The organism is Parvimonas oralis, from assembly GCF_047608425.1.
Classification (GTDB): domain Bacteria; phylum Bacillota; class Clostridia; order Tissierellales; family Peptoniphilaceae; genus Parvimonas.
In genome coordinates this window covers 113760-130431 of record NZ_JBLKRS010000003.1, presented here as the reverse complement: position 1 = coordinate 130431, position 16672 = coordinate 113760, and the positions used below count along the sequence as shown (strand labels likewise).

At 25.9% G+C, this 16672-nt stretch carries 17 protein-coding genes; all 17 read right to left on the bottom strand.

The annotated features are described in order from the left end of the window. Window positions 1-14 precede the first annotated feature (14 nt). The 17 genes from ACMX2D_RS05175 to ACMX2D_RS05095 all read right to left on the bottom strand — a co-directional run bounded on the left by ACMX2D_RS05175 (window position 15) and on the right by ACMX2D_RS05095 (window position 16614). Entirely contained in the window at window positions 15-146 is a 132-nt protein-coding gene (locus ACMX2D_RS05175) for a hypothetical protein (protein WP_414973000.1), read from the bottom strand. Window positions 147-253: 107 nt separating this feature from the next. Beyond that, entirely contained in the window at window positions 254-2086 is a 1833-nt protein-coding gene (locus ACMX2D_RS05170) for an ABC transporter ATP-binding protein (protein WP_414972999.1), read from the bottom strand. Continuing rightward, a complete protein-coding gene (locus ACMX2D_RS05165) occupies window positions 2076-3815 on the bottom strand; it encodes an ABC transporter ATP-binding protein (protein ID WP_414972998.1) in 1740 nt (579 codons plus the stop codon). Before ACMX2D_RS05165 ends, ACMX2D_RS05170 begins: the two co-directional genes overlap by 11 nt. Window positions 3816-3956: 141 nt before the next feature. Further along, entirely contained in the window at window positions 3957-4619 is a 663-nt protein-coding gene (locus ACMX2D_RS05160) for a phosphate ABC transporter ATP-binding protein (protein ID WP_414972995.1), read from the bottom strand. Continuing rightward, complete coding sequence (locus tag ACMX2D_RS05155) at window positions 4591-5448, bottom strand: PstA family ABC transporter permease (RefSeq protein ID WP_414972993.1); 858 nt, start codon at window positions 5446-5448, stop codon at window positions 4591-4593. The genes ACMX2D_RS05160 and ACMX2D_RS05155 overlap by 29 nt, the downstream gene beginning before the upstream one ends. Next, entirely contained in the window at window positions 5435-6298 is an 864-nt protein-coding gene (gene pstC / locus ACMX2D_RS05150; RefSeq protein ID WP_414972992.1) for a phosphate ABC transporter permease subunit PstC, read from the bottom strand. Before pstC ends, ACMX2D_RS05155 begins: the two co-directional genes overlap by 14 nt. 54 nt (window positions 6299-6352) lie before the next feature. Next, window positions 6353-7285, bottom strand: coding sequence for a phosphate ABC transporter substrate-binding protein (locus ACMX2D_RS05145; RefSeq protein WP_414972990.1), 933 nt, complete (start codon window positions 7283-7285; stop codon window positions 6353-6355). A gap of 99 nt (window positions 7286-7384) precedes the next feature. Continuing rightward, window positions 7385-8800 (bottom strand): hypothetical protein, encoded by a 1416-nt coding sequence (locus tag ACMX2D_RS05140; RefSeq protein ID WP_414972988.1) that lies wholly within the window; start codon window positions 8798-8800, stop codon window positions 7385-7387. 103 nt (window positions 8801-8903) lie between these two features. Continuing rightward, complete coding sequence (locus ACMX2D_RS05135; RefSeq protein WP_414972986.1) at window positions 8904-9548, bottom strand: HAD family hydrolase; 645 nt, start codon at window positions 9546-9548, stop codon at window positions 8904-8906. Between the two features lies 1 nt (window position 9549). After that, entirely contained in the window at window positions 9550-10629 is a 1080-nt protein-coding gene (locus ACMX2D_RS05130) for a hypothetical protein (protein WP_414972985.1), read from the bottom strand. A gap of 16 nt (window positions 10630-10645) precedes the next feature. Further along, window positions 10646-11773, bottom strand: coding sequence for a radical SAM family heme chaperone HemW (gene hemW, locus ACMX2D_RS05125; protein ID WP_414972984.1), 1128 nt, complete (start codon window positions 11771-11773; stop codon window positions 10646-10648). 38 nt (window positions 11774-11811) lie between these two features. Next, a complete protein-coding gene (lepA, locus tag ACMX2D_RS05120) occupies window positions 11812-13620 on the bottom strand; it encodes a translation elongation factor 4 (RefSeq protein ID WP_414972983.1) in 1809 nt (602 codons plus the stop codon). A 3-nt stretch (window positions 13621-13623) separates the two neighbouring features. Continuing rightward, complete coding sequence (gene lepB / locus ACMX2D_RS05115) at window positions 13624-14199, bottom strand: signal peptidase I (protein WP_414972982.1); 576 nt, start codon at window positions 14197-14199, stop codon at window positions 13624-13626. A 39-nt stretch (window positions 14200-14238) separates the two neighbouring features. Then, window positions 14239-14775, bottom strand: coding sequence for a chromate transporter (locus tag ACMX2D_RS05110; RefSeq protein ID WP_414972980.1), 537 nt, complete (start codon window positions 14773-14775; stop codon window positions 14239-14241). Window positions 14776-14784: 9 nt separating this feature from the next. After that, window positions 14785-15306: a chromate transporter gene (locus ACMX2D_RS05105; RefSeq protein ID WP_414971326.1), complete on the bottom strand. Its 522-nt coding sequence runs from the start codon at window positions 15304-15306 to the stop codon at window positions 14785-14787. Between the two features lies 1 nt (window position 15307). Beyond that, entirely contained in the window at window positions 15308-16108 is an 801-nt protein-coding gene (prmC, locus tag ACMX2D_RS05100; protein ID WP_414972978.1) for a peptide chain release factor N(5)-glutamine methyltransferase, read from the bottom strand. Window positions 16109-16122: 14 nt separating this feature from the next. Next, on the bottom strand, window positions 16123-16614 hold the full coding sequence (locus tag ACMX2D_RS05095) for a hypothetical protein (protein ID WP_414972977.1): 492 nt from the start codon (window positions 16612-16614) through the stop codon (window positions 16123-16125). Window positions 16615-16672 lie beyond the last annotated feature (58 nt).

Here is a 16672-nt window from a genome sequence, read left to right as displayed (position 1 = left end):
TCTTTAATAGTCTTTTATTTTTCTAATATTACAGATTCTTTTTTTGAAATTCCTTCATCCAATACAACTTTAAATTGACTATAAAGATTTATTGAAACAAAAAACAAAAATAATATTATCAACAACTTAAATGGCTTATTTTCCATTGTTTTGCTCCTTTGAAAAATTCTATACTCTATATTGGTAATGTATAATACCCTTATATAACATAAAAAAATCAAAGTCAATCTGCAGACTTTGATTTTTTAACTTATTAATCCAGTTCAAATTTTCCTGTATATAATTGATAGTATCTTCCTTGTTTTTCAATCAACTCATCGTGAGTTCCCATTTCTAAAATTTCTCCATTATCCAGAACTATTATTCTATCAGAGTTTGAAATTGTAGATAGTCTATGAGCAATTATAAATACAGTTCTACCTTCCATTAAGATATACATTGCTTTTTGAACAACATTTTCTGTTTTTGTATCTATTGAAGAAGTAGCTTCATCTAAAATAAGAACGGGTTTATTTTCAAGCAATGCTCTTGAAATTCCAAGCAACTGTCTTTGACCTTGAGATAAATTTTCTCCACCACTTCTTAATACTGTATCATATTGTTCTGGAAGTTTTATTATAAATTCGTGAGCACCTGTTTTTTTACAAGCTTCGATACATTCTTCTCTTGTAGCTTCTAAATGCCCGTATCTAAGATTTTCAAAAACTGTTCCAGTAAATAGATTTGTTTCTTGTAAAACAACACCTACATTTTTTCTAAGGTCAGCTTTTTTTATTGAATTTACATTTATTCCGTCAAATAAAATTTCTCCGCTATTTACATCATAAAATCTATTTATAAGGTTGGCTATTGTAGTTTTTCCACTTCCGGTTGCTCCTACAAGTGCAATCTTTTCACCTTGTTTAGCAGTAATACTGATATTTTTTAAAACTGTTTTTTCCTTATTATATCCAAAAACAATATTTTTTATATCAATATTTCCTAGAACTTCAGTTTTTTCACCATTTTCTTTTACAAAAACAGATTTATTGTCTTCTTTTTCTATTTCTACTTTTCCATCATCTATTTCAGGTTCTTGGTCAATTAGAGCAAAAACTCTTTCAACACCCGCTAGACCCATAATGATTGAATTTAATTGCATTGAAACTTGGTTGATATTTCCTGAAAATTGCTTTGTCATATTTAAAAATGGAACTACTATACTTATGCTTATTGCCATACCTGAAAGACTTAAATTATATACATTAAAGTATATTAAAAGTCCTCCAACAATTGCAACAACAACATAGAGAATATTTCCAATATTATTTAAAATAGGTCCAAGTATATTAGCATAAGAATTCGCCTTTTGAGAATCATCAAATAATTTATCATTAACTTCATTAAATTTTTTCATTGACTCATCTTCATAATTAAAAACTTTTACAACTTTTTGTCCATAAATCATTTCTTCTAAATAACCTTCAGTTTTACCCAATGATTTTTGTTGCTCAATGAAGTACTTTCTTGAATGTTTACCAACATATTTTGTTACAAAATACATGGCAACAACACCTAGCAGAACGGTAAGTGTCATCCAAAAACTAAAATATAACATTATACCAAAAACTGTTATGACAACAACTAATGATGCTAAGACATTTGGTAAACTTTGTGAAATCATCTGTCTTAAGGCATCAACATCATTTGTATAATAACTCATTATATCCCCATGTCCTTCAGTATCAAAATACTTTAAAGGAAGAGTTTGCATTTTTACAAACATCTTTTTTCGCATATAATAAAGAGTTCCTTGTGTTATAGTAGCCATTGCAAGATTATATACGGCTGTTAAAATCAAAGAAAGTATATCTACTCCAATTAATATCAAGATTAAAGTAATCATTTGTTTTGAAAAAACAGACCATGAAACCGAAGGATCTCTAGCTTCAAGTAAACTTACAATTTTTTGAATAAATAAGCTTGGAATTGAGCTAACCCCAGCCGTAAATACTATTCCAATTAAAACTAAAGGAAAAAGTACAGGATAAGCTGTAAATACTTCTTTTATTACTCTGAATAAAATTGATTTTTTACTATTTTTCATCTACAACTCCTCCTTGTGTTAAATATAAATCACGATATAATCCCTCTTGTCTTACTAGAGTTTCATGATTTCCACTAGCAACTACTTTGCCCTTTTCAATTACCAAAATTATATCTGCATTTTGTACGGATAATATTCTTTGAGCGATTATAATTTTTGTAGTTTCAGGCATATAGGATTGTAAGCCTCTTCTTATCAATTCATCTGTTTTTGTATCAACAGCTGAAGTAGAGTCGTCAAAAATTAAAATTTTCGGTTTCTTAAGTAATGCTCTTGCAATACAAAGTCTTTGTTTTTGACCACCTGATAGATTTGCTCCACCTTGTTCAATATACTCATCGTAGCCATTAGGCATTTTATTTAAAATTTCACTTGCTTGAGCAATATTACAAACTAAATCAAGATCTTCATCAGTTGCATTTTTGTTTCCCCATTTTAAATTTTCTCGAATTGTTCCGGAGAATAAAGTATTTTTTTGAAGAACCATACCTACTTCTTCTCTTAATAATTCAATGTCAATATTTTCGATATTAATATTGTCAATTAAAATTTCTCCAGAATTTATATTGTAAAGTCTTGGAATTAATTGAACTAATGTACTCTTTCCAGAACCGGTAGCTCCTATTATTCCAACCGTACTTCCTGATGGAATTTTAAATGAAACATCATTAATTACATTTTCTTTTGCGTCTTCTGAATATCTAAAAATTACATTTTTAAATTCTATTTCTCCACTATTTAATACTTTATGTAGTGATTTTTCGTCTGTTATAGTTGATTCTGTATTTAAAACTTCTGAAATTCTCTTTGAAGATTCCATTGCCATTGTTAACATAACAAGAACCATTGAAAACATCATTAGACTGCTCAAAATCATAAAACTGTAAGTCATAAGTGCGGATATCTGTCCAACATTGAAATTTGGATTAATTCCAGCTACTATAACATAGGAACCTAAAAATAGAATCAAAACAGTATCTACATATAAACAAAATTGCATTAAAGGTGCATACAATGATATTATTTTTTCTGCAATTGTAAAATCATGTTTTACTTCACTTGCAACTTTATCAAATTTATCAATTTCAAAATCTTCACGAACTAGTGATTTTACAAGTCTTATTGCCTTAATATTTTCTTGAATAGTATTATTCATATCATCATATTTATAAAATATTTGTTTGAAAATTTTCATCGCTTTTATAATAATAAATGCAAGTCCAATTAAAAGTATTGGAACAACTATAACAAAAATAAATGCAAGTCTTCCACCCATAATAAAAGCCATAACGAATGAAAAAACAAACATAAATGGACTTCTAATAGCAAGTCTTATTGTCATCATATAAGCATTTTGAACATTTGTAACATCAGTAGTAAGTCTTGTAAGCAATGAAGAATTAGAAAAAGAATCTATATTTTTAAAAGAAAATCCTTGAACTTTTTCAAAAATATCTTTTCTTAAATTTCTAGCAAAACCTGAAGATGCAATCGCACTTTTCTTTCCCGCTAATATTCCAAAAGTTAAAGATAACATTGCCATTACTACAAGAATTAAACCCTGTTTAAACAAATCTCCAATTGGGATATTTGATCTTATTCCATTTACCAAATTTGCAAGAATAAAAGGAATAATACATTCCATAATAACCTCAAAGATAATATAAATAACAGACATAATGGAATCTTTTTTATACTCTCTTATACTATTACTCAATGTTTTTACCATAAACTTCCTCCGCATAATATGTACTAAAGAAAAAAACTTAAATATATCAATACTTAAGTTTTATAAATTTCCGAACTAAAAAATCTTACTATATGTATATACCCAACTAAAGTAGATTTTTAACTTTTTAATTTTCTGTTTTTAAACTAATTTTTTATTTTCTATTCTAATTATTCTATCTGCTAGTCTATTTGCCTGCTTTTCATTATGTGTTGAAATTATTATAGTGTATTTTTTTGAAAGTTCTTTTATAAGAGATTCAATTATTATAGAATTTTTCTCATCCAAAGAAGAACAAGGTTCATCAAAAATCAAAACTTCAGGGCAAGTTGTAAGCATCCTAGCAATACAAAGTCTTTGCCTTTGCCCACCGGATAATTTCGAAGGAGAAAGACTTAAATTATCTTTTACCTCATCATATAAATTCACACTTTCCAATAAATTTTTAACTTTTTCTTTTTTATTTTTAATTTTTCCCTCATAAAATTCCATAGCATAGGTAATATTTTTTTCTATTGAAAAGTCAAAAGGTTTAGAGTCTTGAAAAAGTATAGAGATTTTTCTTTTTAATTCAATTGGTTTGATGTTTTTAATATTTTCTCCCCTAAAAAATATATCTCCTGTATAACTTCCACCATTTTCTATTAAAAATCCATTCAAGCAAGAAAGTAAAGTAGATTTTCCTGAGCCCGAGCTTCCCATTATACAGATTATTTCATTTTCCTTTATATCTAAATTGACATCTTCTAAAATGCTTTTTTCTTCGTAAAAGATACTAAGATTTTTTATTTCTAATATATTCAACTATTTTACCTCCGATATTTCTCATTATTATTTCAGATAATAAATTTAATATTATTAAAAGTCCAATTAAAACCATTGCCGTAGCATATGCCTTTTCAGTTGCGACTGATTGACTAAGTAACATATGCAAATGGAATGGTAAAGCCATAATAGGATTAAATAATCCGCTTGGTTTCGCCATAAATACAACTCCAGTCAAAAGTAAAGGTGCAGTTGCCCCTATGGCATAACTTCCAGCTAAAATTGAAATTGAAACTATTTTATTGGAAATGGTAGGTAGAATTAACTTCCTACACATATAAATTTTATCAATTCCCAAAGCATAACTGTCTCTTATGCTTTGTCTGTCAAATTCCTCGATTAATTTTTCAACATTTAACTCCACAAAAGGAAAAACCATTAGTGAAAGAGCTATACTTGCTGTAAATAAACTCTTTGGAATATTTAAAGTTACTATAAAAAATCCATAGACAAAAAGTCCAATTATAATTGAAGGAATTGATGAAATACATTGAATAAGAAAACTCAAAAGCATTTTAATAATTTTTGATTTGCAAAAAATTTTATTGTAAATCGCAAAACAAATACCTAAAACTGTTGAAAAAAACATAGATAAAATCATCAATAAGAATGATCCTATTATCGCATTTCTTATTCCACCATCTACTCCAAGTGGCATTCCTTTAGGATTTTCCGTTAAAAATTTTATATTTATTCCTGAAATCCCATTAAAAAACACAAAAGAAAATATCAAAAAAATTGCAGTCATAACTATAAAAATAGATGCGAAGGCAAAAAGTTTAATTAAATTATCCTTAAATCTTATCATAATTTCTACTCTTTCTGTTAATAATAAATAATAAAATATTAATGATTAAAACTAAAATCAAAAGTATAAATCCACTTGCAAAAAGTGCATAATAATGTTCACTATAGACTTCACTCATACCTATTTCAAGTGCAATAAGTGAAGGAATCGTCTGTGCCTTTGACAATAATTTTGGAAAAATCGGTGCATTTCCTATAACCATCATAACTGCCATTGTTTCCCCTATTGCTCTGGAGAATGAAATCATAAAGCCTGTTAAAATTGAAAAATGCAATTTCTTTAAAACTATTTTTCTTATAAAAAACTCTTTACTTATTCCCAAAGCATCAGAATCTCTTTGATATTTTTTCTTAATAAGTTCAATTGTTTCAATAAGATTTGAAACAAAATAAGGTAAAATCATTATTGATAGTATAATACTACCTGCTAACACACTTTCTCCTGCAGAGACTTTAAATATTTTTTCTATATTTTTTACAATTATAATCATTCCAAAAAAGCCGTAAATTATTGAGGGAATACCTGCCAAAATGTTTATAAGCCATATTAGTAACACTCTAAATTTTTTTGTATAAAAACATAAATATAAAGCAGTTCCAATAGCTATGGGAAGTGAAATTATACAAGCTAAAATAGAAATAAATACACTTGCTAATAGTATATTAAAAATTCCGAAACTTCCGGAAACTTCCGTTGCATCCCAAACTCTTCCAAAAATAAATTTTAGAAAATTATTTTTAAGAAAAAATGGTAATGACTGATTATACAAAAAGACTATTAGAGTAAACAAAAGTAAGATTGTAAATAATGTAAAAATATAGACTGTATATTTAAAAAATTTATTTTTCATAATAACTCCAAAAAAGAGGAATACTAAAAAGTATTCCTCAGTATTTTCTTTATATTATTTGCTAGGAATGAATCCCATACTTTTTATAACTTTCTTTCCTTCTTCTGATTGAAGTAAATCTACAAATATTTTTTCAGTTGCAGTTAATTTTCCACTTTTCATAATGATTAAAGGTCTTGAAATATAGTAACTGTTATTTAAAATATTTTCTTCAGTAGGTTCAACATTATCAACTTTCATAGGAATTAACTTTCCTTTATTTTGATTAGTTATACCGTAAGAAGCATATCCGATAGCATTTTTGTTTTCAATAATTTTTGAAACCAATGCACCCATTGAAGGAGCTTGAATTGCATCTTGTTTAACCTTAACATCTTTCATTATTTTCTTTTGGAAAACTTCATGTGCTCCACCACCTAAATCACGAGTTACAACTACAATTTCTTCATCAGGTAAAGATGGATCTACTTGTTTCCAAGTTTTATACTCTCCGGAGAAAATCTTTATGATTTCTTCTTTTGTTAAATTTCCATTTTTAGCTTTTAAAATATTATTATCAGGATTAACACAAATACAAAGAGCGTCAAGACCTAAAGTATAAGATTCCAAATCCTTAACCTTTTCTTTTTCTGAATCCTTAATATCACGAGCAAGCATTCCAAAATTTGCAACTTTATCAAGAACAGCCTTAACTCCTGCACCTGAACCACCAGATGAAACAAAAATAGTTATATTTTCTTTTGGCAATGAAGAATCAACCTTATCCCAAGTTGTATGTTTTTCAATAAAATCAGTAGCAATCTTATTGATTACAGGAGCTAAAGTTGAAGAACCGCTAAAACTAATTTGTGCATTAACAGTATCAGACTTAGTTTCAGTCTTCTTTCCATCATCTTTCTTTTCAGTATTTTGATTTTGTCCTGAACAAGCAGTAAATAAAACACAAACTGCTAAAAGAACTGTTAATTTTTTAAAATATTTTTTCATAATATCCTCCTAAATAAATAACTACATCTATTTTACAACAAAGAAAATATAATGTAAAATAGATTATTTTAATGGATATTTATTATTCATAAGGAATTCTTATTCCATTTTTGATTGTAAAAATTCTAACACTTCTTTGAAATTAGAAAAAAATTTATCTTCAAAATCAACAAACTCTAATTTGATTTTTTCTTCACTTTTACTTATTATAAATTTTTCATTTGTAGAAATTCCTAATTTTTCAGATAAGATTTGATAAAGATCATTATCATATTCTCTATCTTTTATATCATTTTCTATTTTTATTTTTCCAATCTCTTTTTTATCTAGAATAGTATAATCATAACTGAATAAATTACAATTTTTTAAACACTTTTCTATATCTTTTCTTTCAATTTCATTCGAGCAAAATATTATTTGTATTCCATTTTCTTCCAAAAATTTTAATACTTCTTTTAATTTTTCCTGTTGAATTAATAAATTACTATATTCTATAAAAATAGTAGTTAAATAGTATTTATTATAGAATTCATCTTGTAAACATAATTGTTTTATATTATGTTTTTCAGATAAAACATCATAATTTTCAATTACATAATCAAGAATATATAAATAGCTTTTCTTATTATTATAATCAATATAACTTATTATACTAAATAATAAAATAAAAATTCCACAAAGATATAATATTGATATCTTATCATACGAAAAATAATTTTTAAATTTCTCTATTTCAATATTACTTATAAAAAACTTAAAAGCCGAAAAAACAAGACCAATTAAAGATGAAATTATGGTTATTAAGGTTAAATCTTCTAAAATAAACTCTTTTTTTGAAATTAAAAATTTTTCTCTTAATAAGTTTTCTTTTGTTTTAAATTTATTTAATATCATTTTTTCTATATGTTTTATGTTATAATGGTTCTTATGAATAATATCTTTACAAATTAAATCACTTTTAAACATTCTTAGTTTAAATCCATAACCTTCATAATTTCTTTTAATCCATTTTTTAAAAACTAATCTAGATTCTTTATAATATACAAAAGAATATAATAAAAATTGAATAAATCTAAAAAGTAAAAAAGTTAATATAAAATATTTAATATAATTATAATCAATTTTATTTTTACATTTTTCACTAATTATTTTTAGAATTAAGATTATAGTAAAGTATATTTCCAATAACTGACCTATATATATAAATAAATATGTCTTTGAAAATTTACTACTTAAATCATCAAATGAAACATAAAAATAAACTGAAGGACAGATATATATAACTGAAAAAAGAATATACGTGGGTATATATTTTAATAATAAAAATATGTCTTGTCTTTCTCGAATAAAAAAATAGTAAAAAACTTCAAAAATTCCAACCAACAAAATGAAACTTATAACAACATAAAAACAATTAGTCTTTTCAATTTCTTTTTTCCATTCATCAACTTTTTTTGAACACCAATATGTAAATATTTCATTTATTTTTTCACGAAAATTTTTAATTTTTTCCATAATAAAATCCTCCAATATATGTATAATAACATTATATCATATTTCAATTTATTTATCATAAAAATAGGGATAGAATAATTTCTAACCCTTATTAATAATTTATTTATATTTTTCCTTTAAAAAACTCTAAAACTTCACCTAAATTTTCAAATATATAATCTGCTTTGGTTTGATCTTGTCCGAAGAATTTATCTTTTATTGCAATTACTTTTATATTTGCATTTTTTCCCGCTTCTATTCCCCTCGTTGAATCTTCTATTACAAAAGCATCTTCCTTAGAAACTTTTAAAAATTCACAGGCTTTTAGATAGACATCAGGATTTGGTTTGCTTTTTTTGACTTCATCAGAACTCACTATAAAGTCAAAGTATTCTAAAATTTCACAATCTTTTAGAGCCTTTTCAATTGTCTTTTTAGGACTTGATGAGCAAACAGCAATTTTTATTTTATGCTCTTTTAAAAATATTAAAATTTCTTTTACATAAGGATTTAAAATAGCTTTATAGTCTATAGGATTTTCTAAAAAATATTTCCTATTTTCTTCATCAATTTCAGAAATTGAATATTTTTTATTAAGCATCTCATAAAGTAAATTATATGTTCCTTCCATATTCGTACCGATTAGTCTAAAAGTATCTTCAAGTTTTCCTTTAAAACCTCTTTTGGAAATCCAGTCATAAGTTCCTTTCATATAAAACATTTCCGAGTCTATAATGACTCCATCCATATCAAAAAGTACAGCTTTCATATTATTTACCTCTATTTTTTAAACAATCATAATTATCACATATATATCTTATTAGCTTTGTATAATTCTCTTTATATTTTCTATTCTTTTTATTTTTTATTGAATTTTTAATAATAAGGTTTAAATTATCCAAAGCTAATATTAAAATCATCATTAAAAAAACTAAAAATCCTACCTTTAAATATGTTTTTAAATCTTCTGCTTTTGTAATATTGTTTTTTCCTATGAATAAAGATATTTTAACGGCTATTGACGTCAAAATTAATCTTATAGTTGCAAAAACGGCAGAAATAAATGATGAAATAATAATTATAGATAATAATCCTGATTTTATTATAAATGCTATAGCTATAGTTATTCCTTTACTTATAGTCTTTGTAATTAGCTCAAATGAATTTATATCAATATTTTTATTTTTTTCAAGTAAAAATTTCTCTCTAATCAAATCTTTTTCTGTTGTAAATTTACTAAAAATAAAATCTTCTAAATATTTTAAATTATCATGATTTGTCTTAATATAGTCTCTCACATCTCTATTAAGAAACTCTTTAAGTTGTAAACTGTAACCAAAATATTCATTGTCAAACCACTTATCTATATCATTATTTTTAGGAAATTCATCATCTTTAATTTTAAATTTTACATCATTAATATTATACAAAATTAAAAACAACTCAAAACTTAAACATATAATATATGAATAATTAAATAGAGTTAAAAAGTAATTATAAAATAAAAACTCAGATTTAAAAACAGAAATATATAATAGTAAATTCAAATTTAAAAAGGCTAAAATTTTAACTAATAAATCTAATGGATTTAAAAAACTAAGTTCAACTTTTGTATAACTTTTTAATATAAAATATATCATATTCATACTGTTAAATATAAATATAAATCCCAATAAAATTTGCAAGAAATCAAACACATAAGATAATTTAAAATTCAATAAGTAAAATGTAAATATAAAATAGATTAAATATATTACAACCCATAAAATATTAAATACAGTATTAAGCATTTTTATTTTTTTCCCATATTTAATATTAAATTTTTCTAAATTTCTCCTTAATAAATCCATTTGACTCACCTTATTTCTATAAATTACAATTTACAAAAAAGCTATCCATTATGTCAAATCCCTTTTTTGTAAAGTATATTCTATCATCTTTTATTTCTACTACCTTATTTTCTAGTCCACTTTCAACAGCTTTTTTATTCTCCTCTAAAAAGTCCGACTTAAAAATACAGTTGTAATCAGAAATCAAAAATCCATCTTTTAAACGCATATTCATTATGATATATTCAAATTTTTTAGTTGAAATATCCAATTTTTCTCTAAATTCTATTGGAACATTTCCACTTTGTAATTCTTTTATATATTTTGTAAGATTAACTGTATTGGAAAATCTTTCATCATTCAAATATGAATGTGCCGAAATTCCAAGTCCTAAATACTCTTTACAATTCCAATATTTTTTATTGTGGACAGATTCTTTTCCAATTTTAGAAAAATTTGAAACTTCATATTGTTTAAGTCCAATTTCTTCTAATTTTTCAACAATTAGATGATACATTTTTCTTTCAGTATCTTCATCTAAAAAATTCAATTTTCCCGCATTTTGTAAGGCTTTAAATTTAGTCTTTTCTTCAATAATCAGAGCATAATAGGAGATATGTTCGGGATTTATTTTTTTTACCATTTCTAAGTCATATAAAATATCTTCAATAGTCTGACTTTGATAACCAAAAATTAAATCTAAATTTATATCAAAACCGATTTTTTTTACCAATTCAATACTCTCTAATGCTTCTTTTGAGTTGTGATTTCTTCCCAGTTCTTTTAAGATTTTATCATTAAAACTTTGAACTCCTATTGATAATCTATTTATTTTTTCACTTTTATAGTATTCCAATTTTTTTTCATCAAAAGTTTTCGGATTTGTTTCAATAGTTATTTCAATATTATCTAAAACAGTGAAATTTTCTCTTAATTTTTCTAAAATATCAAAAATATATTTTCCGTCAATAAAACTCGGAGTTCCTCCGCCGATAAATATAGAATCTATTAAAAAATCTTTATTTCCTTTTAACTCTATTTCCTTTTTCAGAGCCTCAACATATTCTTCAATTTTAGAATTCGCCCCCTGAAATGCAGTAAAATCACAATAATTGCAAATTTTATCACAAAAAGGAATGTGAATATATAATCCCAGTTTTTTCATTTTTCTCCTATTAGGCAAAAAGCCTATTATCTAATAGGCTATTTTTCATCATATTTTAATACAGCTAAGAAGGCTTGTTGTGGTACTTCTACATTGCCGATTTGTTGCATTTTCTTCTTACCTTCTTTTTGTTTTTCAAGTAATTTTCTCTTTCTTGAAATATCACCACCATAACATTTTGCAAGTACATCTTTTCTCAATGCTCTTACAGTTTCTCTCGCAATTACTTTTGAACCTATTGAAGCTTGAATAGGTACTGCAAATTGATGTCTAGGTATTTCATCTTTAAGTCTTTCAACTATATTTCTAGCTCTGTCATAAGATTTTTCACGATGAACAATTATTGAAAAGGCATCGACTAAATCTCCGTTGATTAAAATATCCAATTTAGTTAAATCAGAACGTTGATATCCTTTTAATTCATAATCAAGTGAAGCATAACCCTTTGTTTTTGATTTTAATGCATCAAAAAAGTCGTATATTACTTCATTTAATGGCAAAATATATCTTAGACTAACTCTATGTTGATCGAGATATTCCATATTTTCAAAAATACCTCTTTTATTTTGACATAAATCCATAATAGTTCCAACATAGTCTTTCGGAGTCATAATATTTGCCTCAACAATAGGCTCTTCCATATATTCTATTTCAGTTTCTTTAGGTAAATTACTTGGATTTTGAATTTCAAGAATTTCTCCGGTTTTTTTAGCAACCTTATAGATTACAGATGGAGCTGTTGTAATTATATTCAAGTCAAATTCTCTATCAAGTCTTTCTTGAATAATCTCCATATGTAATAGTCCCAAAAATCCACATCTAAATCCGAAACCCAGTGCAACGGAGCTTTCAGGTTCAAAAGATAGAGATGCATCATTTACTTGAAGTTTTTCTAACGCTTCTCTTACACTGTTAAAATCTTCTCCCTCTGCAGGATAAATTCCACAATAAACCATTGGAACAACTTTTTTATATCCAGGTAATGGACTGTCTGTCATATTTTCAAAATCTGTAATAGTATCTCCAACTCTTGCATCTTTTACATTTTTTATACTTGCAACTACATAACCTACATCTCCCGCTTTAAGTTCTCCCGTTTGAACATTTCCGGATGCAGTATAACCAACTTCAGTTACTTCAAATTTTCCTTTAGTTGCCATCATATAAATTGTCATTCCCTCTTTTAGTGTTCCTTCAACTACACGAACATAAGAAACGACACCTTTATATGAATCATAATAGGAATCAAAAATAAGTGCTTTAAGTGGTGCATTTTCATCTCCAGTAGGAGCAGGAACATTTTTTACAATATCTTCCAGTACATCTTCAATATTAAGTCCCTCTTTTGCGGAGACTAAAGGAATTCCCTCTGTATCAAATCCTGTTATCTCTTCAATTTCATCTTTTACTTCATCAATTCTAGCTGACGGTAAATCTATTTTATTTATAACAGGTAAAATTTCTAAATCTTGTTCTAAAGCTAAATATACATTTCCCAAAGTTTGAGCTTCAACACCTTGAGTTGCATCTACAACTAAAATTGCTCCCTCACAAGCAGCAAGACTTCTTGATACTTCATAAGTAAAGTCAACATGTCCCGGAGTATCAATAAGATTTAAAATATAAGTTTCCCCGTCTTTTGCTTTATAGAAAAGTTTTACAGCTTTTAACTTTATAGTAATTCCTCTTTCTCTTTCAAGGTCCATACTATCTAAAACCTGTTCTTCCATTTCTCTTTTAGTCATCATTCCTGTTTTTTCTATCAATCTATCTGCAAGTGTAGATTTTCCATGATCTATATGTGCAATTATAGAAAAATTTCTAATATTCTTCTGTTCTATTTTCATAAATTATTTTAAACCTCCAAAATTATTAAAAGGATAGTATCTAAATATAATTTTTCCAACAATATCCGATCTTGGAATAACTCCTAAATCTCTACCATCTCTACTATTTGACCTATTATCCCCCAAAACGAAAACATATCCTTTAGGAACTTCCCATTTTGTAGTATTATTATGTGGAGTTGTAACATTTGTACTTACATAGTTCTCTTCCAACATTTTTCCATTCAAATAAACTCTATCATTAATTATTTCAACCGTATCCCCTTCAACTGCAATAACTCTCTTTAAGTAGTATTTCTTTGCATCAGGAACATAAAAGTCAATAATATCTCCACGAGTTATATTCTTCTTCATAAAAAACAACTTACTAACCATAAGTCTATCACCATGATTTACAGTCGGATTCATACTCCTTCCATCTACAATAGTGCTTGTAACGACAAATGTTTTTATTCCAAAACTTATTAAAAGTGCAAGAATTATAACTTTTGCATAATCCCAGAATATTTTTCCAAAATTCTTTTCATTCTTTTCCTGCATTATATTATCTTTTTCTTCATCATATCTATCATCAATCATAATTTCCTCCAAATTTATACAAATATTTTATCATATTTGTTAACGTCTATCCACTAAAAACTTGCAATATAAAACATATCCAAAACCGCCCAAAAATATTACAATAAAAGGACTTATTTTAAAATAACTTACTAAAATTAAAACTATTAAGCTAATTAAATAATGAATAGCTTGAGATTTCGTCTTTTTCCCAAGTATTATAACAGCTGATGCTAAAACTGCAATTAAAGCGGGTTTAACAGCGACAAAAAATTTACTTACATAGTAATTCGCACTCATATCTTTGAAAAATATAGCAATTATAAGAATTGACAAAAAAGCGGGAAAAATTGAACAGAACAAGCAAACTAATGCTCCTGCCAAGCCTTTTAACTTATATCCTACTATAATGCTTATATTACAACCTAAAACGCCCGGAACACTTTGTGCTATACCAAGTGCATCTAAAAACTCTTCCTGCGTCATATATTTCTTTTTTTCAACAATTTCTCTATTTATAACCGGAATCATAGCAGCTCCACCGCCAACAGTTAGAGTGCTTATCCATAAAAATGTCTTAAATAATTGAAATAACATAATTACCTCCTAAACAATCCACATTCCGACTAAACCGGTTAAAAAAATCGCAATTATCGGATGTAAATTTTTATAAGTAGTTAAGTAAAAAATTATTCCAAAAGTAACAATCGAATAAAAAGTGTAAAAATCAGAATCTATAACAGCTACACAACTGGATGCAATTAAACCAAGTACGATAGGTCTTATTCCAACAAAAAAATTTTTTATATGTATATTATCTTTAAATTTTTGCATAAAAAATACTATTAAAGTTATTAGTATAAAACTTGGCAAAACTACAGCTATTGTTGTAATTATAGATCCTAAAACTCCATTCCCGACTGTATATCCTACAAATGTTGCAAGATTAATGGCTATAGGGCCCGGTGTCATTTGAGAAATTGTAACAAAATTTATAAAGTCATTCATTCCAATCCAAGCATATTTATCTACAACAAGAGATATAATAAGTGGAATCATAGCATATCCACCACCAAAATTATATGCTCCTATAAATAAAAATACTAAAAATAGGCTAATTAAAATCATTTTATCTCCTCTTAGCTATTATAATTCTATCAAATCCTGCAAAATCTTTTTTTTGAAGTAAAATTTCAAAACCTTTTTCAACCAATAAACTAGATATAATATCCATTTGATTATATCCTATTTCAAAAGCCAAAACACCTTTTTCTGATAAATATTCGAAAGATTTCTCTATTATTTCTCTATAAAAAAACAATCCGTCTTTTCCCCCATAAAGAGCATTTTGTGGCTCAAAAGATAATTCTTTTTCCAGAGTTTTCATATCAGCATCATCAATATAAGGAGGATTTGAAACTATAATATCAAAATTTTTCTCCTTTACATTTGAAAAAATATCACTTTCATAAAATTTCACATTTTTTAAATTTAATTTTTCTTTATTTCTTTTTGATAAATTTATTGCTTCTTTGCTTATATCAATACCATAAATTTGTGATTTTCTCAAATTATCTGCAAGTGCAAGGCTTATAGCTCCACTACCACAACCTATATCTAAAATTTTATCCTTTTTACAGTTCAATTTTAAAATTTCATCAACTAAAATTTCAGTTTCAAATCTTGGAATTAAAGCGGATTTGTCAACAAATAACTCCAAACCGTAAAATTCCCATTTTCCAAAAATGTATTGTAAAGGATAATTTTGTTTTCTCTTTTCAACTATTTTTAAAAATTCGTCATAAATACTATCAACACAAAAATTCAAGTTAATTTTTAATTCAATAGGCTTTTTATCTGTTAAAAATTCTAAAATTAACCAATTTTCGTTTGTATCTCCATGTTTTTCAATTAATTGCTTTATGTTCATAAAAAACTCCTATTCTAAGAAATTTTAGAATATAATTCATAAACAAAATTATAAAAATCATCCGAAACGGTTACAAAAAATGAATACTCATTATATTTTAAAACGGCTGTTTTATCTTCAGAAGATAAAGAAATACTAAAAACATTATTATTGCTTTCAAAAGTTATAGTTATATCTTCTTTTTCCATAGTAAGTTCGGAATTGGAAACAAATTTACTAAATTCAATTTTAGAAATAATATCATCCATTAATTTCTTATCTTCTACAATATATTTTTTATCATTTTCAGCTTTAGTAATTACTATTTTATTTAACTCTTGAGAAGAAAGATGTTTTTTTTCTATTTTTAAAACATCATTTTTATTCATATCTGTTACTATATAATATTTTTCTCTCTCTTTTTTAACCTTAGCTCTTTCCAAACTTGACTGATAAAAAATCAATCCCAATCCTATAATTTCTATTAATAATACTAGAATAAATACAGGCTTAATATTTTTTTTCATAAAACTCTCCCTAAAATATATAAACACTAATAATACAAATTTCTAATTATAATCCATT

Excerpts from the sequence above, each read along its gene's own strand:
- hemW (WP_414972984.1), bottom strand. The coding sequence starts at position 11,773 with ATGAAAAAACTGGGATTATATATTCACATTCCTTTTTGTGATAAAATT.
- ACMX2D_RS05135 (WP_414972986.1), bottom strand. The coding sequence starts at position 9,548 with ATGAAAGCTGTACTTTTTGATATGGATGGAGTCATTATAGACTCGGAA.
- ACMX2D_RS05175 (WP_414973000.1), bottom strand. The coding sequence starts at position 146 with ATGGAAAATAAGCCATTTAAGTTGTTGATAATATTATTTTTGTTTTTT.
- ACMX2D_RS05140 (WP_414972988.1), bottom strand. The coding sequence starts at position 8,800 with ATGGAAAAAATTAAAAATTTTCGTGAAAAAATAAATGAAATATTTACA.
- pstC (WP_414972992.1), bottom strand. The coding sequence starts at position 6,298 with ATGAAAAATAAATTTTTTAAATATACAGTCTATATTTTTACATTATTT.
- lepB (WP_414972982.1), bottom strand. The coding sequence starts at position 14,199 with ATGATTGATGATAGATATGATGAAGAAAAAGATAATATAATGCAGGAA.
- ACMX2D_RS05130 (WP_414972985.1), bottom strand. The coding sequence starts at position 10,629 with ATGGATTTATTAAGGAGAAATTTAGAAAAATTTAATATTAAATATGGG.
- prmC (WP_414972978.1), bottom strand. The coding sequence starts at position 16,108 with ATGAACATAAAGCAATTAATTGAAAAACATGGAGATACAAACGAAAAT.
- ACMX2D_RS05170 (WP_414972999.1), bottom strand. The coding sequence starts at position 2,086 with ATGAAAAATAGTAAAAAATCAATTTTATTCAGAGTAATAAAAGAAGTA.
- ACMX2D_RS05095 (WP_414972977.1), bottom strand. The coding sequence starts at position 16,614 with ATGAAAAAAAATATTAAGCCTGTATTTATTCTAGTATTATTAATAGAA.
- ACMX2D_RS05165 (WP_414972998.1), bottom strand. The coding sequence starts at position 3,815 with ATGGTAAAAACATTGAGTAATAGTATAAGAGAGTATAAAAAAGATTCC.
- ACMX2D_RS05145 (WP_414972990.1), bottom strand. The coding sequence starts at position 7,285 with ATGAAAAAATATTTTAAAAAATTAACAGTTCTTTTAGCAGTTTGTGTT.
- lepA (WP_414972983.1), bottom strand. The coding sequence starts at position 13,620 with ATGAAAATAGAACAGAAGAATATTAGAAATTTTTCTATAATTGCACAT.
- ACMX2D_RS05110 (WP_414972980.1), bottom strand. The coding sequence starts at position 14,775 with ATGTTATTTCAATTATTTAAGACATTTTTATGGATAAGCACTCTAACT.
- ACMX2D_RS05155 (WP_414972993.1), bottom strand. The coding sequence starts at position 5,448 with ATGATAAGATTTAAGGATAATTTAATTAAACTTTTTGCCTTCGCATCT.
- ACMX2D_RS05105 (WP_414971326.1), bottom strand. The coding sequence starts at position 15,306 with ATGATTTTAATTAGCCTATTTTTAGTATTTTTATTTATAGGAGCATAT.